The sequence below is a fragment of the Pseudomonas sp. VMV1 genome, assembly GCF_056790235.1.
In genome coordinates this window covers 660,710-682,893 of the sequence record NZ_JBXGSE010000001.1, presented here as the reverse complement: position 1 = coordinate 682,893, position 22,184 = coordinate 660,710, and the positions used below count along the sequence as shown (strand labels likewise).

The window sequence follows — 22,184 nt, the reverse complement described above, 5'->3', positions numbered from 1 at the left end:
CCTTGCTGGCAAGCATCAGCGCCAGCAGGGTCGCCTGAGCGGACGGCCGTTGCGCTCGAACTTTGTCCGCCCTCGCCTCTTCTACCGGAGAACATTCTCACGGAGCCCACCATGCGTATCCATCACCTCAACTGTGGCTGCATGTGCCCCCTGGGTGGGGCACTGTACGACGGTTTCAGCCGTGGCCTCGCCGCGCACCTCGCCTGCCATTGCCTGCTGGTGGAGACGGACCAGTCCGGTCTAGTGCTGGTGGATACCGGTTTCGGTGAAGCCGACCTCAAGGAGCGCGGTCGGCGGCTGAGTCCCTTCTTCCGGCTGATGAATCGCATCCAGTACGACCCCGAGCTCAGCGCCCTGGCGCAGATTCGCCGCCTGGGTTTTCGTCCGGGCGATGTTCGCCATATCGTGCTGACCCACCTGGACTTCGATCACGCGGGCGGCCTGGATGACTTTCCCCAGGCCCAGGTCCATGTGCTCCAGCGTGAGTGGGACGCCCAGCGCCAGCGCCACGGCTTCATCGGCCGCCGTCGCTACAGCCCGGCGCAGTGGGAAGGGATCCGCCACTGGAATTTCCATGAACCCCAGGGCGAGCAGTGGAACGGCTTCGCCAGCGTGCGTGACCTGCCTGGGCTGCCGCCGGAGATCCTGATGATCCCGCTGCCCGGTCATACCCCGGGCCATGCCGGCATCGCCATCCAGCATGAGGGCGGCTGGCTGCTGCACGCCGGTGACGCCTACTTCTACCGCGACGAGATGGGCCGCCCCGAGCGTCACTGCACGCCGGGCCTGAGGTTCTACCAGCGCCTGATGGAAGACGACCGCGCCAGCCGCCTGGACAACCAGGCCCGCCTGCGCGAACTCTCCCTGCGCCAGGATCTGGGGCTGACACTGTTCTGCAGCCATGACCTGATGGAGTTTCGGCGGTTACAGGAGCGAGTGCCGGCGTAGGTTGGTTGAGGGCAGCGAAGCCCAAAGGGCGGAGTCGTCATGTTGGGCTTCGACGGTGGAGCTGCCTCAGCCCAACCTACGATGCTCATCGCGGCCATGGGCCGCTCCTACAAAGGCATGATGTCCCGTAGGAGCGGCCCATGGCCGCAATGGGGCGGAACGCCGCAGCAACGGTGCCAGGCCTGGCCCCTTCATGTTTGGGCTTCGACGATAGAGCCGTCTCAACCCAGCCTACGATGCTCATCGCGGTCATGGGTCGCTCCTACAAAGGCATGCTGTCCTGTAGGAGCGGCCCATGGCCGCGATGGGTCGGAACGAGGCAGCAACGGCGCCAGGCCTGGCCCTTCATGTTTGGGCTTCGACGATGGAGCCGTCTCAACCAACCTACGACGCTCATCGCGGCCATGGGCCGCTCCTACAGAGTCATGCTGTCCCGTAGGAGCGGCCCATGGCCGCGATGGGTCGGAACGCGGCAGCAACGGTGTCAGGCCTGGCCCCTTCATGTTTGGGCTTCGATGATGGAGCCGTCTCAACCCAACCTATGATGCTCATCGCGGCCATGGGCCGCTCCTACAGAGTCATGATGTCCCGTAGGAGCAGCCCATGGCCGCGATGGGTCGGAACGCAGCGCCAACGGCGCCAGGCCTGGCCCTTCATGTTTGGGCTTCGATGATGGCGCTATCTCATCCCCACCTACGCAATCACCGGATAGCCCTGCTCCACCGCCTCGCGGCGCCAGTCCAGCAGGGGCAGATAGGTCGCTTCGTCTACTGCGGTGAATCCCTCGATGGCGAGGCGTTCGGCCAGCTCGGGATCGGCGGCCAGGCTGTCGCTTAGTGCCTCACGCAAAGCCTGAACCTCCGCATCGGAGCGACTGGCCGCGGTGATAAAGGGCAGCGCCGGACTCCGGCGGGTACGCTGCAGCGGGCGCAGACCGGTCACTCGCTCGGGTTCAGCGCGCTGCAGGTAGCCATAGGTCACGGCGTCCACCGCGGCCACATCGGCGTGCCCCTGCTGCAACAGCGCCAGGCTGTTGGCATGGCTCTCGCTGACGATCACTTCGCCAAAGAAGCGCCCGCGCTCGGCCAGGGGGGCCACGGCCTGGCGCAGGAGATTCATGCCGGTGTTGGAATCCAGGCTGTTGAGCGCCACGCGCTTACCGCGCAGGTCCGCGAGGCTGCTCGCTTCGAGGGTTTCGGGTACCAGGATGAAGGCGCAATGCTCGGCACCTTCGCAGCCATCGAAGCGGTAACGCGGCGCAGCCACCAGGCGGACCTGGCCGCGCAGTCGGGTGACCCAGGGATAGCCGCAGGTCTGGGCCAGCAGCAGCTCGGGATGGCTCCAGAGCGCAGGCAGCTCTTCGGGCGCAGGTTCGAGCGTCGTCCCCAGGCGTAGTGCCACAGCCTCGGCGAGCTGGCGATAGGCATCGCGCACCTCGGCGGGCTCGACGTACATGGTAAGGGCGGCAACGGTCATGGGCGGCTCCAGCACGGAAAACCGCCATTATCCTCTATCACTGCACTTAGAGCGCCGCCTTCACCCGCTCGGCGTTTTCCGCCGGCAGCCAGGATGTCCAGACCTCCGGATGCTCCTTGAGGAAACGCTTGGCCACCACCTGGGCGTCTTCACGCTTCTCCGCCATGCCCGCGAGGATGCCGTTGAACTGGTCGAGAGGGAATTCGACCTTCTCGAACAGCGCCACCAGGGCTGGCGCCTTGTCATGCAGGTCGCGGGAGACGCCGATGGTGATCTTGGCCGGCAGCGAGCGCGATGGCAGCGGATCGGGATTCTTGGGATCCGACAGCGTCGCCCAGGCTTTCTCGCTGAAGGGCGGTTCTTCCAGCTGAACCAGCTTGTAGCGGCCCATCAAGGGGGTCGGCGACCAATAGTAGAAGAGCACCGGCTCACCCCGGCGCATGGCGGTGGCGATGGCGGCATCCAGCGCAGGGCCGGTGCCGGTGCGGAAGTTGGTGTAGCTGTCGGTGAGCTTGTAGGCCTTGAGCTTCTGGCTGTTGACGATCTCGCAGGTCCAGCCGGTCGGGCAGTTAAGGAAGCGGCCCTTGCCCGGCTCTTCCGGATCGCGGAACAGCTCTTTATAGCGGGGCAGATCGGCCACGCTCTTCAGGTCCGGCGCCTTGGCCTTGATACCGCGAGCGGGATCGCCCTTGACCAGGTATTCCGGCACCCACCAGCCTTCGGTGGCACCCTTGACCGTCTCGCCCACGGCAAAGACCTTGCCGGCCTTTTCCGCCGCGCGCCAGGCCGGGCTGCGCCCAGCCCACTGCTCGCCGGTGACCTGGATGTCGTTTTGTGCCAGGGCGTTTTCCAGCGTCACGGTGTTGCCCGGCACGCTGTCGGTCTGGCAACCGTAGCCCTTCTCCACCAGCAGGCGCAGGACCTCGGTGGTGAACATGCCGCTTTCCCAGTTGGGCCCGGCGAATTTCACCGTTTGCGGATAGGGGCAGCCGCCATCGGCGGCGAAGGCCAGCGGAGCGATGGCGAAGCTGGCGAGGGTCAGGGCGAGACGCAGACGCATGGGCTAACTCTCCGACGAGGACGTGGGCTTTTCGACCCCCGGCACTGCCAATCGTCACCGTGGGCCAGGGCTAATTCACAGCGGGCCGCCATCGGCGGTCTTGCGCAGGCCGGCGATCACCGTCTCCCCGGTTTCGCGGGCCAATTCAGCGTACCAGGCCTGGGTAGCCAGGGGCTCGTGGCCATGGGTGATCTCGCAGCGCTTGCGTGCTCGCTCGACGATCCCGGCGACCCGCTCCAGGCGCGCCTGCTCATAGGCCTGGAGTGCCACGCGCGGATCGGCGTCTGCCTCCAGGCACCGCGCCAGCACCCAGGCGTCTTCCATGGCCTGGCAACCGCCCTGCCCCAGATCCGGCGCCATGGCATGGGCGGAATCGCCCAGCAAGGCCACCCGCCCCCGTACCAGCGTCGGCAGCGGACGTGTATCGTGGATTTCCACACGAGCCACGCCCTGGGGATCCAGGCGCTCGATGAGGCGCTGCACCGGCGGTGCCCAGCCGGCGAAGTGCGCGGCCAGCTCCGCGCGGTACAGATCGCGCTCGTTGGGCGTGCCCTTGGGCAGGGGCACATCGAAGAAGAAATAGAATTCGCCGCCGCCCATGGGCATCAGCGAGACGCGCTGGTGATCCCCGACGAATTGCGCCCATTCGTGCTCGTCCGCCAGCTCCGGCGCGATGGCGACCCGGCCATTCCAGTTCACGTAGCCACAGTATTCCCGGGTGATCGCCTGCCCCACCACCCGATCCCGCAAGCGCGAGTGGGTGCCATCGGCGGCGATCAGCAGATCGGCTCGCTCGCGACGACCGTCGCTGAGCTGCACGGTCACGCCGTCCGCGTCCTGTGCGAAATCCTCGCAAGCGACGCCCAGGGTCACCCGTTCGGTCCCCACGGCGTCCAGTAACAGTCGCTGCAGGTGGGCGCGGGCGATGGGACGCGCCGGGCGGTCGACCGCCTTATAGAGAGGCAGCAGGCTGAAGCGGGTGAGCAACCGCCCCTCGCGATCGTGATAGCTCATGGTCTGCATATCGCCGCTCACCGCCGCGATAGCCGGTCCGAGGCCGAGGCGTTCGAGCACCTTGACGCCGTTTGGCCAGATGGAGAGAGCCGCGCCGATGGGGGCCAGGCCCTGCGCCCGCTCGAACAGGCGGACCCGATGCCCGGCCTGACCGAGCGCCAGGGCGGCAGTGAGGCCGCCCATGCCGGCACCGGCGATGATGATGTCGAGAGATGGCATGACGGGCCTCGCATGGCGGTAACAGATGCCTTGAGCAAGCAATATCCTGTCCAGGTGGTCAGGTATCGAACGTAGGGCACCAACGAGCGATACCACACGAAAAAATGCACCGGACTGGTGCCCCATGACCATTGGTCGCTTCGTTTCCAGGCAGACTGCCCTTCGTCGGCTCGCATGACGCATTGCAGAGCTCTTCTATACTCCAAAGGTAGTCGCCAGTTGCGTGAGACACAGCGTTCGCCATCCCATAGAGGCCCGCTTGCGGCGACCACAGCGGGTGAGGAGCAGAATCATGATCAATCATGTCTGGGGCCTGCTGGCCCATCCCGATCGCGAGTGGCAACAGATTCGTCGCGAAGGGGAAACGGTCGGGCACTTCTTTGCCCATCACGTTGCCTTCCTGGCCGCCATTCCCGTCGTCGCCTCGCTGGTGGGTACCACCACCTTCGGCTGGCGCTTCGGCGGCGGCGAAGCCCATGTACTGGATCTACCTACCGCCGTGGTGTTGGCGGTCATCAGTTATGCACTGATCATGGCCGCGGTGGTGGCCATGGGGCACGTGATCCATTGGCTGGCGCGGCGCTATCCGGATCGGCCCAGTGCCAATCGCTGCATTCTCTTCGCAGGCTATGTAGCCACGCCCATGTTGCTGAGCGGGCTGGTGGGCTTCTATCCACTGGTGTGGTTGTGCGCCATCGCCGGGATCGTCGGCCTGGCCTATTCGGCCTACCTGCTCTACACCGGCATCCCCTCCTTCCTCAACATCGACCAGCGGGAAGGCTTCATCATGTCCGGCTCCACCCTGGCCATCGGGGTGCTGGTGCTGGAAGTGCTGATGGCTACCACGGTGCTGATGTGGGGCTACGGTCCGGAGCTGTTCGGCTGAGGAGCGATGCCTGCAGCGAACAGTTTCGTCCGAAAGACAAGGGCCCGGGTCAGCGATTGACCCGGGCCTTCTTTTTGATCGGCTAGTGGCGGGAAAAGCCGTAGAGATCCATGGCCAGGATGCGATGGGCGATGCCGTCGTGATGGACCTGGAAGCTGCCTTGCGGATCCGCTGCACCGAGGGCGACGAAGAGCGGCAACAGGTGCTCGTCGGTAGGATGCGCCTGGCGGGCACCCGGTGCCTGGCGCCGGTAATCGAGCAAGGCCTCCAGGTCCCGCTCGCGCAGACGGCCCTGGATCCACTGCTGGAAGTCCCGCACATAGCCAGGTGACTCGTCACCGCCACGGCGGAAATCACCCAGGTTGTGGGTCAGGCTGCCGGAGCCGATCAGCAGGGTATCGGCGGGTAGCACCCGGGTCAGCGCCTGACCCAGGGCGAAATGGTACTCCGGTCCGCGCGCGGCGCTCATCGACAGGGGTACCACGGGGATCCGAGCATCGGGATAGAGATAGCGCAAAGGCACCCAGGCGCCATGGTCCAGTCCCTGCTCACCGGTTTCGGCCTCCCAGCCCTGGTCACGTAGCCCCTGAGCCAGCTGGTCGGCCAGTGCCGGAGCGCCAGGCGCAGGATAATCCAGCCGGTAGAGGGCCTCGGGAAAGCCATGGAAGTCATGGACGGTGGCCGGCCGCTTGGCGTTGCCGAATACCGGTATCCGGGTATCGAAGTGCGCCGACACCATGACGATGGCCGCCGGGGTCGGCAGGGCGTGCCCCAAGGCGCGCCAGGCCTCGCCCGCCGCGCCGGCATCGAGCGCCTCCATGGGCGAGCCGTGGGAAACGAACAAGGTGGGAAGCGACATGGTGGCGACCTCGTAGGGTGATCAGGCGTGCTTGCGGGCATCCCAGGAGAGCCGACCTGCGCCCAGCAGGGCCAGGGCAGCGGCGGTCACGGCAAGGAAGAGCGGATATTCCCAGCCGCCGTTGGGATTGGAGAAGGACCAGCCGTTGCCGAAATGGACCGTCGCGGCCGCGAACAGTTGGACGGCGGCCACTGCCGCGACCGGACGCACCCAGGCGCCCAGGATCAAGAGCACGCCCGCGCCCAGTTCGAAGAAGGTGACCGGATACGCCATCCAGCCAGGAAAGCCCACCGAGGCGAAGAAGCCCGCCGTGCCCGGCAGGGTAAACACCAGCAACTTGGTCAGGCCATGGGCAAGGAACATGGCGCCCAGGGCGAGGCGCAGCAACAGGGCGGCATAGGACGAGGTGCGGTCGGTCATGATGATTCTCAGACAGGAAGATGAGCCTATTGTCCTGTTTCCAAGCAGCGAATAAAGGCGCACCCTGGGAATGAACTGTGCACGTATTGGAAACAATCTTTGGATACGTTGAGATCCCTGCAGGCCTTCATCAAGATCGTCGAACTGGGCAGCCTGACAGCCGCGGCCGAGCGTCTGGAGCTGTCTCGCTCGGCGCTCACCAAGCACCTGGCCGCCCTGGAACGGCACTACGGCACCCGCCTGTTGCAACGTACCACCCGTACCCTGAGCCTGACCGAGGCCGGTCGTACACTCTATGAAGGGCTCGTACCGCTGCTGGGCGATCTGGACGTGCTGGAGCAGCGCCTGCAGGAGGGCCACGAGCGCCCTCGCGGACGGCTCAGGGTCAGTGCCCCCCTCACCTTTGGCGTGCGTCACCTGGCGCCCCTGGTGAGCAGCTTTCTGCATGAGTATCCGGACGTCTCCATCGACCTGGAACTGAGTGATCGGCAGGTGCGCTTGGTCGAGGAGGGTTTTGATCTGGCCGTGCGCATCGGCGAGCTGAGTGACTCCAGCCTGGTGGCACAGCCGCTGGGGGCGGTGGAACTGTTCATCTGCGCCGCGCCCACCTATCTGCAGCGCCATGGTCGCCCTGAGCATCCCGCCGAATTGCGCCAGCATCGCTGCCTGCTCTACAGCTACGCCAGCGATGGCGACGACTGGGAATTCCAGCGGGAGGGAGAGCGTTTGCAGGTCAAGGTCAGCGGGCATCTGCGTGCCAACAATGGCAGTGTCCTGCACCAGGCGGCGCTGGACGGCCACGGCATCATTCGCCAGCCGGATTTCCTGGTGAGTGCCGATTTGGCGACGGGTCGGCTGGAGCGCTTGTTCACCCCCTGGCATACCCAGGCCATCGCCATCCACGCCCTCTATCCCCATCGGCGGCTGGTACCGGCCAAGGTACGGCTGTTCATCGCCTGGCTGCAGCGACATCTGGTCACACCCGGACACCTGAAAAGAGTGCCGTAGGTCGCCGCCGAACGGTCATTGCGGGGGGCTTCGCAGCTTGCTGGGGCTTGCCTAGAATCCACGTCTGTCCCGCCGGCGCTGCCGGTTTCTGCGATGGCGTTCGTCCATGTCGACCGAGAATCCCTGCCTCAACTGTGGCGCCTGCTGCGCCCATTTCCGCGTGTCTTTCTATTGGGGCGAATGCCAGTCGGCAGGCGGCCTGGTACCCGACTACCTGACCGTCGCGGTCAGCCCCCATCTGGCGGCCATGCAGGGCACCGAGCAGAAGCCGGTACGCTGCGTGGCGCTGCTGGGCGAGGTGGGCTGCGGTACCCGCTGTACCGTCTACGAGAACCGCTCTAGCACCTGCCGCGAGTTCACCGCCGCCTGGGAGAACGGCGAAGCCAATCCCCACTGCGATGCCGCCCGCGCCGCCTATGGTCTACCACCTCTTACGCCACCGCTGCAGCCCCAGCTTTCTCCTGACCGGGTAGCCTAGGCGCTGTACCAAAACCAGCAGCGCTGGGTGATGCTTCGCTGCAAAACCCCTGGGCACCAGTGCGGTCAGGGTGGCGCCGTCGCCGTGCTCATTCACTACGCGTGAACTACGCTTGCGTAGCGTTTTCACCTCGCCTCACCCTCGCTCGCGACTTTTCGTTCAGCGCCTGGAGGAAACCAAACGGCCATCGGCGCTGCCCAAAAAGGCGACGGCTGGGCTGTGAAGCGTGGAAAATGCAGTGCGGATCAGGTTTTCACGCCCCTGGCAGATCGAATACCCTATCGTTCTTTCGCCCGCTATGCGTATCCTGTAGCGCCGAACAACAAGGCTGCTTCAACCGGCCACGTAGAGGCTCACAAAGGCTCTACGCAAGGCAAAGCTGCCGCTATACTGCCTGGCCAATACTCACACATGGAGTTTTTACATGAATAAAGCTGAGCTGATCGACGCCATTGCCGCGTCTGCCGACCTGCCCAAGGCCACCGCTGCCAAAGCCCTGGACGCCTTCACCACTGCGGTGACCGACGCCCTGAAGCAAGGCGACAGCGTCAGCCTGGTCGGTTTCGGAACTTTCGCAGTAAAAGAGCGCGCTGCTCGCGAAGGCCGCAACCCGCAGACCGGTGCCACCATCAAGATCGCCGCTGCCAAGCTGCCTGGCTTCAAGCCCGGCAAAGGCCTGAAAGACGCCGTCAGCTAAGACTGCGTTGGTCGATTCTTGTCTTCCGGGCGCTCAAGAGCGCTTCGGAAGACAGTCCTCCGCTTCACCCTCTCCCGCTCTACCCTCTCCTCGCCCTAGTGAAAGTCCCGACTCGACACCATGAGTTCGTCGAGCAGTGGACTCAGGTCGGTCAAGCGACCAGCGATCAGGTGCTGTACCCCCGCCTCGCGCTCCAGATGCCCCTCGACCTGTAGCAGCCGAGCCTGCAACAGCGGTCGTCGCTGCTGCTCGCCCACCGCGCGCCAGACCACCACATTGAGCATGCCGTGCTCGTCTTCCAGGGTCACGAAGATAACCCCGCTGGCCGTGCCGGGTCGCTGCCGTCCGCGCACCAGACCTGCTACCCGCACCAGGGCACCTGGCTCGATCTCGGCCAGTTGGCGAAAATCCCGGCAACGCCGCGCCTGGAGTTCGCCCCTGAGCAGGGACAGCGGATGCGGACCCAGGGTGGTACCCAGCATGCGATAGTCGGCGTGGAGGTCTTCGGCGACACTGGGCGCGGGCAAGACCGGGCGCTCCTCGGCGGCGCTGCCGGTTGCCTCGAACAGCGGCAGCTGGCGCTCCACACCTGCCATGGCCCAGCGCGCCTGATGGCGATCGCCGGCGAGCTTCGCCAGGGCGCCAGCCTCGGCCAGTTGCCCGCGCGCCCGGGCATCCAGCTCTGCCCGCCGGCAGAGATCCTCGACATCGCGGAAAGGCTGCGTGCCTCGCGCGGCCACCAGACGCCGGCCGACCGCTTCCGCCAGCCCCTGCACCAGTCGCAAGCCCAGACGGATCGCCGGCTGATGGCCCGCGCCCGCCTCCAGCCGGCAGTCCCAGTCGCTGGCCTGCACGGTCACGGCACGCACCTCGATGCCGTGGCGCCGGGCGTCCTGAAGGACCTGGTCGGGGCTGTAGAACCCCATGGGCCAGCTGTTGACCAGGGCACAGGCGAAGGCGGCCGGCTCATGGCACTTGAGCCAGGAGCTGGCATAGGTCAGCAGGGCGAAGCTGGCGGCATGGGATTCGGGAAAACCGTAGCTGCCAAAGCCCTTGATCTGTTCGAAGAGCCGCGCGGCGAATGCCGGGCTATAGCCGCGCTCGACCATGCGCCTGTGCAGCCGCTCGCGGTGGGGTTCGAGGCCACCATGGCGCTTCCAGGCGGCCATGGAACGCCGCAGCTGATCGGCCTCGCCTGGGGTGTATTCGGCGGCGACCATGGCGATCTGCATCACCTGCTCCTGGAACAGCGGCACCCCCAGGGTACGCTCCAGAGCCGGGCGTAGCTCGTCATGGGGATAGTCCGCCTCTTCCTCCCCATTCCGGCGGCGCAGGTAGGGATGCACCATGTCGCCCTGGATGGGGCCGGGCCGCACAATGGCCACCTCGATCACCAGGTCGTAGAGGGTCTGAGGCCTGAGGCGCGGCAGCATGGCCATCTGGGCGCGGGATTCGATCTGAAACACCCCCACCGTATCGGCACGGGAGATCATGGCGTAGGTAGGCCCATCCTCCTGGGGCAGGCTGGCCAGGGTCCAGCGCTGGTCGCGCCAGTCGGCGACCAGGTCAAAGCAGCGGCGCAGGGCGCTGAGCATGCCCAGGGCAAGGATGTCGACCTTGAGCAGGCCCACGGCATCAAGGTCGTCCTTGTCCCACTGGATCAGGGTGCGCTCGGGCATGGCGGCATTCTCGACCGGCACCAGCGTCGCCAGGGGAGCCTCAGAGATGACGAAGCCGCCGGGGTGCTGGGAGAGATGCCGGGGAAACCCGATCAGCTGACCAGCGAGGATGAGCACCCGCTGCAGCAGCGGGCTGTCCGGGTCGAAACCTGCCTCGCGCAGGCGCTGCGGGCCCGGGATCTCGTCGGTCCAGCGCCCGGCGCAGCCGGACAGGGCATCGAGCTGGTCACCCGGCAGGCCCAGGGCCTTGCCGACATCGCGCAGGGCGCCGGCGGCGTGATAGGTACTGACCACTGCGGTGAGCGCGGCTCGCTCGCGACCATAGCGGCGAAAGACGTACTGGATGACCTCTTCGCGTCGCTCGTGCTCGAAGTCGACGTCGATGTCGGGCGGCTCGTCGCGCTCGCGGGAGATGAAGCGCTCGAACAGCAGATGGCCGGTGAGCGGATTCAGCTCGGTGATCCCCAGCACGTAGCAGACCACCGAGTTGGCCGCCGAACCACGGCCCTGGCAGAGGATGTGCTGGCGGCGGGCGTAGTCGACGATGTCGTGCACGGTAAGAAAGTAGTTCTCGTAGCCCTTCTCGGCGATCAGCGTCAGTTCCAGCGCTACCTGCTGGGTGACCCTGTCTGGCGGTCCTTCCGGCCAGCGCCAGGCCAGGCCGCGACGGGTCAGTTCGGCGAGCCAGGAATGGGCCGTTTCGCCAGCGGGTACCACCTCGTGGGGGTAGTGGTAGCGCAACTCACCCAGGTCGAAGCGGCAGCGGGTGGCGATCTTCAGGGTTTCGCCGCGCAGGGCTTCAGGATAGAGCCCTTCCAACACCGCCAGCGGCCGCAGATGGCGCTCGCCATTGGGGTGCAACCGGTAACCGGCCTGGGCCACCGGCAGATGATGGCGGATGGCGGTAAGCACATCCTGCAGAGCGCGTCGCCCCCGGGTGTGCATGTGCACGTCACCGCAGGCCACCCCAGGCAGATCCAGCTGCGTACCCAGCGCCTGCAGCTGGGCGAGCCGGGCGGCATCGTCGGCCTGGCGCAGCAACTCGACGCCTATCCACAGCCGCTTGGCGAAGACCTGCTTGAGCCAGACGCCCTCCTCGACCAGGGGCTCGCCGCCCGGCAACCAGATGGCCAGCAGGCCGGGCAAGGGTTGCTGCAGATCCGCGCGACCTAGCTGGTAGCGCCCCTTGGGCGCACGGCGGCGCGCCCGGGTGATCAGGGCGCAGAGACTCGCGTAGCCCTGGAGATCCTCCACCAGCAGCACCAGGCGCAGGCCGTCGTCCAGGGTCATCTCGCTGCCGACGACGAGAGGCAGCCCGACCTGGCGCGCCGCCTGCCAGGCACGGACGATGCCGCTCAGGGTGCATTCGTCGGTGATGGCCAGCGCCCCGTAGCCCAGCGCCTTGGCCCGCTCGAACAATTCGAGGGCACTGGAGGCACCGCGCTGGAAACTGAAATTCGACAGGCAGTGCAACTCGGCATAGCCGCTCATGCGAACCAGCCCTGGATCCACCAGGGCGCCTCTTCGCCATAGCGGCGGAAGGCCCAGGCCTGGCGTCCGTCGGCCACCTCGATGCGGTAGTAGTCACGGCGCTGGTCGCCGCCGTCCCACCAGCCACTTTCGATGCGTTCGGGACCGGCCAGGACCCGTCTTGGCTGACCGTCGAGAGGGCGCGGTTCGTGCAGCAGCCAGCCCGGACGCAGGCCGGGCAAGGCGGTTTCCGGGCGCCGTTCGTGACGCCAGACCAGGGCCCGCTCGGGGCGGTGATCCGCCTGAATACCAAGGCCGAGCACCGCCTCCTCGCCCAGTCGCGCGCGCAGGCGCTCGCGCAGTACCTCCCACCCCACGGCCTGGTCCGGTCGCTCGTCGAACAGCCCGTGGCGCTCGGGTACGAAAAGCGGCAACTCCTCGCTTTCCAGACGCAGCGCCAGGACCGGCGCCACCACCTGCAGTTGTTCGAGACGGCCACGGGCGAATTCGAACAGCAGGGCGGCATCCCGCTCGGGCGCCAGCAGGCCGATGGTGAGGGTGCTGGCCGGGCCCTGGCGATGCTCCAGCCACAGGAGGAAACGCTGCACGCCGCGGTCGCGACTGGCCAGCCAGGCGGCCAGGTCGGCGGTGAGGCGGCGCAGCGGGAACAGCAGCGCCTGGTGGGACTCCACCTCGAAGTTGAGTTCCACCCGCGCCACGAAGCGATCAGGCGGCCGATAGAACTCCAGCGCCAGGCTGCGACTGCCGCACAGCAGATCCAACTGCTGCAGGAGCTCCGGCGCGAAGCGCCGGGCCAGGGCGGCCCTGGGCAAAGCCTTGAGCTGCTCCAGCCGGCGGATGCCCATGCGTACCAGTGCCTGGGCCTGTTGAGGGCTGAAACCGGCCCGCTCCACGGGCAGGCGGTCGAGCAGGTGCGGCAGATCTTCGGGGGACGCGACCAGACCATCGGCGACATTGGTCAGCATCCGCGCCGCCACCGGGTTGGGCGCCAGGGCCAGTCGATGACGAAAGCCCAGGGCCTGGAGTTCCTGTCGCAAGCGCCGCTCCAGACGCGGCCAGGGCCCCAGCAGGGGCAGGCTGGACTGCACCTCCAGCAACAGCGCCCGGGGATAGTGGCGGCTGACCTGGGAGCTGAAGCCATAACCCCAGGCCGCCAGCAACGCTTCGGCCGTCTCGATGAGCGCCGGATCGTGCTCCTGCTGCTCGAAATCGCGGGTCAGTGCCTGGGCAGCGGCCAGGGTCAGGCCGGGGCGCAGCCCCAGGGCCCGCGCAGCTGGATTGACGGCTTGCAGCAGGCGTCGGTGTGGCGGTCCGGCCAGCAGCACCAGCGGCTGCTCCGGCTGCGGATGGCGGCGCAGCACGGCATCCAGTGCCAGCTGCGGAAAGAGGATGCAGGCCCAGCGCATGGCCTGCTCAAGCGCCGCCGGCCAGGCTGAGGGAACCGGGCTGACCACCCCGGCATTTGCGGATGTGGACCCGTTCGAGAGGCGCTTTGAGTTCCAGGCGCAAGGCCGCTGGCGAAGGATTGTCCAGGGCGGCGGCTGGGCGCAGGGCAAAGGCCAGGGTACGACCGCTCTCGGCGGCGACCTGCAACCGGCGCAACTGGCGATCATCGGCCCGCTCGGGCCAGCAGAGCACCGCGCCGAAGCATCCCGAACGCAGGCACTGCTCGGCGGCCCAGAGCACCTCGGCGCCCTGGGCGCGGATCACCACCAGGGATTCCAGCACCACGCCGGCCGCCTGCCAGGCCAGGGGATAGGGTAACAGCGGCGGGCCGATCAGGGCGATGCGTTCGGCGGCCTGGCTCAGACGGGCCAGGGTCGGCCAGAGCAGGCGCAACTCACCGTGGCCAGGCCCGGCGAGCAGCAATTCGGTAAGGGCCGCTTCGGGCCACCCTGCCCCGGGCAGATGGGCATCGAGGGCCGCGACGCCGGTGGGCTGCCGGCTACGCCGGGCCTCGGGACTGGTCTGCCCCTTCCAGAGCCGCCGCTCCTCGAACAGCCGGGCCAGGCTGGCGCCGCCGCTCATGCCGCCAGACCTGCAGGGGTGTTGTCCATGGCTATGGCCTCTATATGTATATTTATACAGTATTAGAGGCGATTCGCGTCGGGGTCAAGTCGAACCGCTGTCTTGGCTGACGAAGGCGACCGTCAGATCCAGATGACCACGCCAATCAGCACCGCCAGCAGCAGCCACTGTTCGAGGTAGTAGCGGAAGCGGTTGCGCTTTTTCAGCGCCTTGCCACGCTGGCGGATACGATAGAGATGCCGGAAGGCGCGGTTGAGGCCGCCGGTTCTGTCGCTGGCGTCATTGGGCGAGGCCGCGGAGGCCAGCAGGGTGCCGCTGACCCAGCGGTTGAAGGCGCCGGCCCAGCGATAGCGCAGGGGCCGCTCGATGTCGCAGAACAGGATGATGCGATCCTGCTCGGTGGTGTTCTCGGCGTAGTGGATGAAGGTTTCGTCGAACACCACCGCCTGGCCATCGCGCCAGTGATAGCGCTGGCCGTCCACCTCGATGAAGCAGCGCGGATCGTTGGGCGTGTCCAGGCCCAGGTGATAGCGCAGGGAGCCACCGTAGGGATCGCGATGGCGCACCAGTCGCGAGCCGGGCGGCAGTTCGGCGAACATGGCGGCCTTGACCGTGCCGATACCTCGCAGCAGTTCGGTGGTCTGCGGGCACAGCTGCATGGCGGAAGGATGGCTGTCGCCGTACCACTTCAGATAGAAGCGCTTCCAGCCGCTCTTGAAGAAGGAGTTGAAGCCGGCATCGTTGTGCTCGGCGGCTTTCTTGATCTGGCCGGCGCGCAGCAGGTCCAGGGCCTCGTCGCGGATAAGCTGCCAGTTGTCCTGCAGCACCTGGAGTTCGGGAAAGCGCTCCACCGGGTGATAGGGCTGGTTGGGTACCCGCGACGTCAGGAACATGAAGGTGTTCAGCGGTGCCAGCACCGTCGAATGATCACTGAGCTGACGGAGGAAGCGATGGCGCACCCGACCGCGGAAGTGCACATACAAAACGCAGAGAAAAAAACCGCCGATAACGAACCACTTCACGCGTCGCTGTCCTGGAAAGAATGTTTCAGGATGTTATACGTTCACAGCAGACCAGGCCTAGCCTTTAAGGTCTGACGATTAGCCGCAGGCTTATTCTCGATACTGGGAGCCGTCGCGGTCATCTTGTATCCTGCAGGTGACACTTCGAGTGCCCGGAGGGCCTCATCATGCGTTCGCTGCTCTATGGCCTGCTGTTCGCTAGTGGCGTCGTGGCCGCTCAGGATGTCTACAAATGCGTGGACGCCCAGGGGCGGACGACCTATACCCAGGGCGCTTGCCCGACCAATAGTCAGATCACCACCATTCCGCTGCAGAATCTGCCCGACAGCAACGGCTTCACCCCTCCGCCCAAACCCGCCACGCCTCCGCCGGCCGCCGCGCCGCGCGAAGTCACCGTGGTACCGGCGCCGGCCTCCACCCGCCAGCGCCCGGTCGATGACATCACCGTGGTTGGTGGCTCGTCCTCTTCCTCCGGCTTTCGGCAGGAAACCCAGGTACGCGGATCAGGCATCCTCTATCAGCCGGTACCGGTCTACATCGACCGCCGTCCGCGTGACGAGAGCTGGCATATGGTGCCCCACCCTCAGGCCCAGCAGCCCCAGCCGCCGGCGCCTCCGCCGCCGCCGAACCGGGGCATCCCGATCGATCGCTAGCGCTAGCGCTTGTGCAGGAAGTTGACGACGAACTTGCGCCCTTCGGTGCGGTTCTGGCCTGTTCGAATTGATTGTTGTCGGCGACTACATTTTCCCAGCGATGTACGCGAAGTGCAGAACCCATGGAGCACGGGTGAGCGTTAGCGCCCCTAACGAATTTAACGACCTCCCTCTGCTTCACGGTGAGCCGCTACCGACCGATCTCGTGGAAGCGTTGCCAGAGCGTCACTTTGGCTGGAGCGCCTCGGCGTGGATGACGAACGCTCGTTGCATCTAGGTCAGCTCGAAGCCGAGCTGCTGGACGAAGCCCTGGTGCGCAGTCGCGGCAATGTGGCCGCCGCCGCGCGACTGCTTGGCCTGAGCCGCGCCCAGTTCGCCTATCGCCATCGACGCGCGAGACGGGATCTGGACTAGAATGACCCCTTGATACCCTCCTCTCGCCATCTCCGACGGAAGCCCTTCCCGCCGATGAGTTCCCCCGACGACACCACGCCCCTGGACCCTGCCGCCACTCCCTGGCTGGACACCGCCGTAGGCTATGCCCTGCGCCGCGCCCAGATGAAGATGTTCCAGCACCTGGTGGACAGCCTGGCGAGCTACGACCTGCGCCCTGCCCAGTTCACCGCCCTGGTGATCCTCGAACAGGAGCCAGGCCTGATGCAGGCCGACCTGGCTCGGCGCCTGGCCATTGAACCGCCGCAACTGGTCCTGCTGCTGAACAAGCTGGAACGCCAGGGCCTGGCCGCCCGGGTACGCGATACTCAGGACCGCCGCGCCTACGCCCTGCACCTCACCGACCAGGGTCGCGCCCTGGTCGGTGAACTCAAGGACCGCGCCGCCGCCAGCGACCGCGCCGCCACCGCCCAGTTGGACGATACCGAACGGGCCGAGCTGTTGCGCCTGCTGCGCAAGCTCAATGGGGAGTTGGGCTGAAGGGCTGACGGTTGATAGCGGTGTTCCGTGCTGGGCTTCGCTGCGCACAACCGCAACCTACGAAAGCCAACCTACGCTCGAATACACCCTCTCCCTCAGGGAGAGGGCTGGGGTGAGGGCCAAGCAAACCCTAGGCGCTTGTGGCTCGCTCGCGGATAATGCGGCTTCCCGCCCGCTCAGGAGACATCCAGGTTGAACACCCCTCGTCCACGCCCGGAGGTTGCTGGCGTCGCCTCCGCCGACCGCGTCCTGACCGTGCTCACCGCCTTTCGTATCGGCGATTCGGCCCTGAGCCTGGCCGAGCTCACCACCCGCACCGGGCTGATCAAGAGCACCATCATGCGCCTGCTGGTCTCGCTGGAGACCTTTGGCCTGGTCACGCGCCTCGCCGATGGCCGCTACATGCTGGCCAGCGAAGTGGTGAGGCTGAATGCCATCTACCAGGACGCCCACGACGTGGAGCGCCACATCATGCCGCGCCTGCACCAGCTGACCGAAGAGAGTGGCGAGACCGCTTCCTTCTATGTGCGCCACGGCGCCTATCGACTCTGCCAGTACCGGGTGAATTCGCCACATCGCCTGCGCCTGCACCTGCAGCCCGGCGACATGCGCCCCATGGACGAAGCGGCCAGCGCCCAGGCCCTGCAGACCTCCCATGAGGTCGCCAAGGCCGGTCTGACGCCCTACTACTCCTGTGGTGTCACCGATCCCCATGCCGCGTCCCTGGCGCTGCCGATCTATGGCGCCCAGGAGGAACTGCTCGGCGCCCTGGTCATCTCCGGCCCGGCCAATCGCCTCACCCAGGAACGCGCTCGCGCCTTGCATGGGGTACTGGGTGCCACCGCCGACGAACTGACCCGCAGCCTGGGCGGCAAGCCGCTGTACGGCTCAACGGTCAAAAACCGTACAGACTGACCGGGTTGTCACGCAGGATGGCGGTACGCGTCTGGTCATCGGGGGCCCACTCGGCCAGCAGGTCGAAGATGTGTCCGTCGTCCGGTTTGTTGTCAGCCGGCATCGTGGGGTGAGGCCAATCGCTGCCCCACAGCAGCTGCTCGGGATGGCGCCGCACCAGCTCCCGCGCCACGGCGCCGACGTCAGCATAGTCCGGCGGACCACTGCGCGATCTGATGTAGGGCCCCGACAGCTTCACCCAGGTACGGCCGCCGTCCAACAGCCGACCCAGCACGGCGAAGGCCGCCGAGTTCACCCCTTCCGGCTGGGGCACATGACCCAGGTGATCGATCACCAGTCGCGCCGGCAGGCGTTGCAGGCGGCTTTCGAGTTCCACCAGCTGGTTGCCAGGAGCGACCACCTGGACGTTCCAGCCCCATTCGTTCACCCGTGCGGCCAGGGGCTCAAGATCCGCCAGATCGGCGCCGCCATAGCTGAGATTGAAGCGGATACCGCGCACCCCGGCCTGATGCAACTTCTGCAGTTCGGCATCCGTGATGGTCCGGTCGATGACCGCCACACCCCGGGCCTGCCCTCCGCAGCGCGCCAGGCCATCGAGCAGGCAACCATTGTTGGTGCCATAGGTGGACGGCGTGACGATCACCAGGCGTTGCAGCCCCAGCAGCGCCTGCAACTGGCGGTAGTCGTCCAGAGAGGCATTGGGCGGTAACAGCTTGGCGCCGGGCGCGGCCGCGTAGCGGTCGTCGTAGAGGTGCATGTGGCAGTCGACACTGCCGACCGGAGCCTTGAGTCGAGGCGCCGTCTGGATAGTGGAGAAAGGGGTGGCGGCCTGGACGCCCAGGGCCTTGAACAGGCACAGGGCGGCACTTGCCTGGGCGCTCGCATGCAGGAAGCGCCGACGCGTGAAGATCATGCTGGAGTCCTCGTGAGGCTGCCGGCCCGAGCGGGCCGGCAGCGGTCGCCACTAGCTGGCGTTGGCGGTTGCGGCCTGGGCTTCGGCCTTGGCGCGGGCGGCCTTGCGGCCCATGACCAGCACCAGCAGGCCGCTGATGGCGCACAGGGTGGCCAGCGGCAGCACGGCCAGGGCATGGCTGTGGGTGGCGCCGTGGATGGCACCATAGACGTTGACCATCACACCGCCGCCGATCAGGTTGGCCAGGGCGCCGATGGCGGCCAGACCCGCCGCGGCGGTGGAAGACGACAACCAGCCCGAGGCGAGTGCCCAGAACGGCCCCTTCATCGAGTAGGCACCGATCAGCACCAGGCTCAACAGGATTACCGTGGCCGCCAGGGACGAGGTGAACATGCCCAGCAGGAGGCCCACGGCGATCAGCAGCATGGTGAGCGAGGTGTGCCAGCGACGTTCGCCGGTCCGATCCGAGCTGCGGCCCCAGAGGACCATCGCCACGGAGGCCAGGCCATAGGGAATGGCATTGGTGAGGCCGACCTCCAGATTGGACAGGCCAAAGGACTTGAGCAATTGCGGCGCCCAGACGCTCATGGTGCTGCCGGCCGCCGAGGCGCCCGAGTAGATCAGCGCCATTACCCAGATGTCCTTGTGCTTGAGCAGCTGCCACAGGGATATATGACCGATGCTGGTCTTGCGCCCGCGCTCCTCGGCCAGCTTGAGCGTCAGCCAGTTGCGCTGCTCATCGCTCAGCCACCTGGCCTGCTCCGGGCGATCGGTCAGCATGAACAGGCAGGCGATACCCAGCAGCACGGCGGGGATACCTTCGAGGATGAACAGCCAGTGCCAGCCGCGCATGCCCAGCCAGCCGTCCATGCTCAGCAGCAGTCCGGAAAGCGGTGAGCCGAGGAAGTTGGCGCCTGGTATCGCCACCATGAAGATAGCGACCATCCGCGCTCTATAGTTGGAGGGTAGCCAGTAGGTGAGATACAGCAGCACCCCGGGAAAGAAGCCCGCTTCCGCGGCGCCGAGCAGGAAGCGCATCACGTACAGCGAGTTGGCCCCCTGCACGAAGGCGGTACCGGCCGAAATCAGGCCCCAGGTGATCATGATCCGGGCGATCCAGATCCGCGCGCCGAAGCGTTGCAGGGCCAGGTTGCTCGGCACCTCCACCAGAAAATAGGAAAAGAAGAACAGGCTGCTGGCAAAGCCGAAGATCGCCGGGGTCAGGCCCAGGTCCTTGTTCATCTGCAGCGAGGCCATGCCGATGTTGCCACGGTCGATGATGGCGATCAGGTAACAGACGATCAGGAACGGCAGGATGCGCCAAGCGACGCGACGCATCGTTGCGCGTTCCAGTTCGCTGATCGGGGGTGTTGAGGTAGTCATGAGAGCTCTCCGTCTTATTGTTGTGGAGAAAGACGCGGCAGCCGGGCTGCAGGCTGCCGCGTCGCAGCCGGGTCTAGGCGGCCGTCAGGTGGCGGTTGACCACCGCGCGTGACTCCACCGTCTTGCCGTGCCAGCAATCGAGAATCTGCTGCACCGCCACCAGGCCGACGCGGTCGCGCGCCTCGGTGGTGTTGGCGCCGACGTGGGGCGTGGCCACCAGGTTGGCGAGTCCCCACAGGTCGCTGTCCGCCGGCGGCGGTTCGGGATGGAAGGTGTCCAGGCCGGCGCCACCGATCTGACCTTCGCGCAGCGCCGTCACCAAGGCCTGGGTATCGATCAGCTCGCCACGGGCGGTGTTGATCAGCAGGCTGCCCTGACGCATGCGGGCGAACTGAGCGGCGCTGAACAGGTGGCGGTTGGCTTCGGTCAGGGGGCAATGCAGGCTGATGACGTCGCACTCGGCCAACAGGGCGTCGAAGCTCTCTTCACGCTGCACATGATCGCGCACGGGCAGGTTCTTGAGATAGGGATCATAGACCCGGACCTGCATCCGCAGCGGTGCCACCAGATCCATCAGCACACTGCCGATGGCACCCAGCCCTACCAAGCCCAGGGTCTTGCCTGACAATTCGGTGCCGTTGGCCTGGGCCTTGTCCCAGTGCCCGGCGCGCATCCGCGCATCCAGCCAGGCGGTCTGTCGCGCCACGCTGAACATCAGGGCGAAGGCGTGTTCGGCCACCGACTGGGCATTGGCGCCCAGGGCGATGGTGACCGGAATCCCCCGGTCGGCCGCGGCCTGCAGGTCGATGGTGTCGTAGCCCACGCCGTGCTTGGCGATGATCGCCAGCCTGGCCGACGCCTCGATCAGGGCGCGGGTCAGCTTGCCCTGGCGCACGATGATGGCGTCCGGCTGCTCCTGGCGGATCAGGGCGAGCAGGTCGTCATGGGGCATGTAGGGCTCGGTCGGGATGACCTGAACGTCGTGGGCGGCGGCCAGGGCCATGGCTTCGGGAGCCAATGCCGGACCGGTGAGCAGAATCTTGCGGGTCATCGAGGTACCCCTTGTTGTTATGGACGGGCACAGCGCCTAGGGCGAGCGATCTGATTCAAAAACTATCATAATGAAACGCCATTGCAAATTTTATTGAGGAGCTCCCTAAATCGGTCGACCAAGGGACTTGAATCCACTAAAACGAAATGCAATTCTGAATTTAGCCAGCTAACACGTGGCGGCATCCGACAATCCCTACAAGAGAAATGCCCATGACCATCGGCTTCAGAGTGCTCAATGCCCAACGCAAGGTCGCGGCCGACTGGGTCGCGCGTTACCGCGACATCCCGGTAGCCAACGTCAGCGACTCCATGCACCGCATGACCGCCGGCGGCTCGCGGCTGCGCCCCATGCATCGCCAGGGCGTGTTGGCCGGCCCGGCGCTGACCGTCAAGGCGCGCCCGGGCGACAACCTCATGCTGCATTACGCCCTGGACATCGCCGAACCGGGTGACGTCATCGTGGTGGATGCCGGCGGCGATCTAAGCAACGCCCTGATCGGCGAGATGATGGTGGCCTACGCGATCAAGCGCGGCGTGGCCGGCATCGTCATCAACGGCGCCATCCGCGATGCCGCCAACATCGGCGCCGGTGACTTCCCGCTGTTCGCCGCCGGCGTCTCCCACCGTGGTCCGTACAAGGACGGCCCCGGCGAGATCAACGTGCCCATCGCCATCGACGGCATGGTCATCGAGCCGGGCGACCTGGTGATCGGCGATGACGACGGCCTGCTCTGCGTGCCCTATGACCACGTCGCCGAGGTCTATGACCGCGCCGCCGCCAAGCACGCCGCCGAAGAAAAGCAGATGCAGCAGATCGCCGAAGGCAAGAACGACCGCAGCTGGGTACTGGCGGCGCTCAAGGAAAAGGGCTGTGCCCTGCCCTAGCCCGCGCTCAGACATGAAAAAGGCAGCCAAGGGCTGCCTTTTTCATGTCTGCATCTTCCTCCAGGCTGTTCTATAACCGCACCTCACCTAAAGGATGCCTGGTGGTGCCACATCTCTCACAGCCATCAGGCCTTGGCCAAGAAAGGAAGGCGCCGCGTGGGCGC

The 22,184-nt window shown here is 66.3% G+C and carries 22 protein-coding genes; 10 read left to right on the top strand and 12 right to left on the bottom strand.

The window, feature by feature from the left end; translation table 11 throughout:
* Positions 1-111 precede the first annotated feature (111 nt).
* Positions 112-948 carry an MBL fold metallo-hydrolase gene (locus ACUCV0_RS03145; protein ID WP_482211978.1) on the top strand — a complete coding sequence of 279 codons (837 nt, stop codon included), beginning with the start codon at positions 112-114 and terminating at the stop codon, positions 946-948.
* A gap of 693 nt (positions 949-1,641) precedes the next feature.
* Here ACUCV0_RS03145 and ACUCV0_RS03140 read toward each other — a convergent pair.
* The 3 genes from ACUCV0_RS03140 to hpxO all read right to left on the bottom strand — a co-directional run bounded on the left by ACUCV0_RS03140 (position 1,642) and on the right by hpxO (position 4,717).
* Entirely contained in the window at positions 1,642-2,424 is a 783-nt protein-coding gene (locus ACUCV0_RS03140; protein ID WP_482211977.1) for a phosphate/phosphite/phosphonate ABC transporter substrate-binding protein, read from the bottom strand.
* Positions 2,425-2,470: 46 nt separating this feature from the next.
* Positions 2,471-3,484 carry an ABC transporter substrate-binding protein gene (locus ACUCV0_RS03135; protein WP_059314342.1) on the bottom strand — a complete coding sequence of 338 codons (1,014 nt, stop codon included), beginning with the start codon at positions 3,482-3,484 and terminating at the stop codon, positions 2,471-2,473.
* Between the two features lie 75 nt (positions 3,485-3,559).
* A complete protein-coding gene (hpxO, locus tag ACUCV0_RS03130; RefSeq protein WP_482211976.1) occupies positions 3,560-4,717 on the bottom strand; it encodes an FAD-dependent urate hydroxylase HpxO in 1,158 nt (385 codons plus the stop codon).
* A gap of 292 nt (positions 4,718-5,009) precedes the next feature.
* Here hpxO and ACUCV0_RS03125 point away from each other — a divergent pair, with 292 nt between their 5' ends.
* Complete coding sequence (locus tag ACUCV0_RS03125) at positions 5,010-5,603, top strand: Yip1 family protein (RefSeq protein WP_007159047.1); 594 nt, start codon at positions 5,010-5,012, stop codon at positions 5,601-5,603.
* Positions 5,604-5,685: 82 nt separating this feature from the next.
* Here ACUCV0_RS03125 and ACUCV0_RS03120 read toward each other — a convergent pair whose 3' ends face one another.
* Positions 5,686-6,462, bottom strand: coding sequence for a DODA-type extradiol aromatic ring-opening family dioxygenase (locus ACUCV0_RS03120; protein WP_454252794.1), 777 nt, complete (start codon positions 6,460-6,462; stop codon positions 5,686-5,688).
* Positions 6,463-6,483: 21 nt separating this feature from the next.
* A complete protein-coding gene (locus ACUCV0_RS03115; protein WP_482211975.1) occupies positions 6,484-6,882 on the bottom strand; it encodes a DoxX family protein in 399 nt (132 codons plus the stop codon).
* A gap of 99 nt (positions 6,883-6,981) precedes the next feature.
* On the opposite strand from ACUCV0_RS03115, the gene ACUCV0_RS03110 reads away from it, so the two are divergent.
* From ACUCV0_RS03110 to ACUCV0_RS03100, 3 genes are all read left to right on the top strand, one after another.
* Entirely contained in the window at positions 6,982-7,890 is a 909-nt protein-coding gene (locus ACUCV0_RS03110) for a LysR family transcriptional regulator (protein ID WP_482211974.1), read from the top strand.
* Between the two features lie 106 nt (positions 7,891-7,996).
* Positions 7,997-8,368 carry a YkgJ family cysteine cluster protein gene (locus ACUCV0_RS03105; RefSeq protein WP_059314338.1) on the top strand — a complete coding sequence of 124 codons (372 nt, stop codon included), beginning with the start codon at positions 7,997-7,999 and terminating at the stop codon, positions 8,366-8,368.
* 424 nt (positions 8,369-8,792) lie between these two features.
* On the top strand, positions 8,793-9,065 hold the full coding sequence (locus ACUCV0_RS03100) for an HU family DNA-binding protein (protein WP_007159052.1): 273 nt from the start codon (positions 8,793-8,795) through the stop codon (positions 9,063-9,065).
* Between the two features lie 95 nt (positions 9,066-9,160).
* On the opposite strand, the gene ACUCV0_RS03095 is transcribed toward ACUCV0_RS03100, so the two are convergent.
* From ACUCV0_RS03095 to lpxO, 4 genes are all read right to left on the bottom strand, one after another.
* Positions 9,161-12,235 (bottom strand): error-prone DNA polymerase, encoded by a 3,075-nt coding sequence (locus ACUCV0_RS03095; protein ID WP_482211973.1) that lies wholly within the window; start codon positions 12,233-12,235, stop codon positions 9,161-9,163.
* Positions 12,232-13,641 carry a Y-family DNA polymerase gene (locus ACUCV0_RS03090; RefSeq protein WP_482211972.1) on the bottom strand — a complete coding sequence of 470 codons (1,410 nt, stop codon included), beginning with the start codon at positions 13,639-13,641 and terminating at the stop codon, positions 12,232-12,234. Before ACUCV0_RS03090 ends, ACUCV0_RS03095 begins: the two co-directional genes overlap by 4 nt.
* A 7-nt stretch (positions 13,642-13,648) precedes the next feature.
* Complete coding sequence (gene imuA, locus ACUCV0_RS03085; RefSeq protein WP_454252791.1) at positions 13,649-14,263, bottom strand: translesion DNA synthesis-associated protein ImuA; 615 nt, start codon at positions 14,261-14,263, stop codon at positions 13,649-13,651.
* Between the two features lie 122 nt (positions 14,264-14,385).
* Positions 14,386-15,285, bottom strand: a complete 900-nt coding sequence (lpxO, locus tag ACUCV0_RS03080; protein WP_482211971.1) for a lipid A hydroxylase LpxO — start codon at positions 15,283-15,285, stop codon at positions 14,386-14,388.
* 167 nt (positions 15,286-15,452) lie between these two features.
* Here lpxO and ACUCV0_RS03075 point away from each other — a divergent pair, with 167 nt between their 5' ends.
* The 4 genes from ACUCV0_RS03075 (at position 15,453) to ACUCV0_RS03060 (ending at position 17,786) form a co-directional block, all read left to right on the top strand.
* Positions 15,453-15,938, top strand: a complete 486-nt coding sequence (locus ACUCV0_RS03075) for a DUF4124 domain-containing protein (RefSeq protein ID WP_482211970.1) — start codon at positions 15,453-15,455, stop codon at positions 15,936-15,938.
* 249 nt (positions 15,939-16,187) lie between these two features.
* Positions 16,188-16,352 carry a helix-turn-helix domain-containing protein gene (locus ACUCV0_RS03070; RefSeq protein ID WP_082696301.1) on the top strand — a complete coding sequence of 55 codons (165 nt, stop codon included), beginning with the start codon at positions 16,188-16,190 and terminating at the stop codon, positions 16,350-16,352.
* 54 nt (positions 16,353-16,406) lie between these two features.
* Positions 16,407-16,871: a MarR family winged helix-turn-helix transcriptional regulator gene (locus tag ACUCV0_RS03065; protein WP_434776251.1), complete on the top strand. Its 465-nt coding sequence runs from the start codon at positions 16,407-16,409 to the stop codon at positions 16,869-16,871.
* A 192-nt stretch (positions 16,872-17,063) separates the two neighbouring features.
* Entirely contained in the window at positions 17,064-17,786 is a 723-nt protein-coding gene (locus ACUCV0_RS03060) for an IclR family transcriptional regulator (RefSeq protein WP_059314331.1), read from the top strand.
* Here the strand turns inward: ACUCV0_RS03060 and ACUCV0_RS03055 are convergent.
* The 3 genes from ACUCV0_RS03055 to ACUCV0_RS03045 all read right to left on the bottom strand — a co-directional run bounded on the left by ACUCV0_RS03055 (position 17,767) and on the right by ACUCV0_RS03045 (position 21,133).
* The gene (locus ACUCV0_RS03055) at positions 17,767-18,699 is read right to left on the bottom strand and encodes an amidohydrolase family protein (RefSeq protein ID WP_482211969.1); all 933 of its coding nucleotides are present in this window, start codon (positions 18,697-18,699) and stop codon (positions 17,767-17,769) included. The two genes, ACUCV0_RS03060 and ACUCV0_RS03055, sit on opposite strands and share 20 nt — an antisense overlap.
* Before the next feature lie 51 nt (positions 18,700-18,750).
* Complete coding sequence (locus tag ACUCV0_RS03050) at positions 18,751-20,082, bottom strand: MFS transporter (protein ID WP_482211968.1); 1,332 nt, start codon at positions 20,080-20,082, stop codon at positions 18,751-18,753.
* Positions 20,083-20,155: 73 nt separating this feature from the next.
* Positions 20,156-21,133, bottom strand: a complete 978-nt coding sequence (locus ACUCV0_RS03045) for a hydroxyacid dehydrogenase (RefSeq protein ID WP_482211967.1) — start codon at positions 21,131-21,133, stop codon at positions 20,156-20,158.
* Positions 21,134-21,345: 212 nt separating this feature from the next.
* On the opposite strand from ACUCV0_RS03045, the gene ACUCV0_RS03040 reads away from it, so the two are divergent.
* Positions 21,346-22,020 (top strand): RraA family protein, encoded by a 675-nt coding sequence (locus ACUCV0_RS03040; RefSeq protein WP_313649221.1) that lies wholly within the window; start codon positions 21,346-21,348, stop codon positions 22,018-22,020.
* Positions 22,021-22,184: the final 164 nt, after the last annotated feature.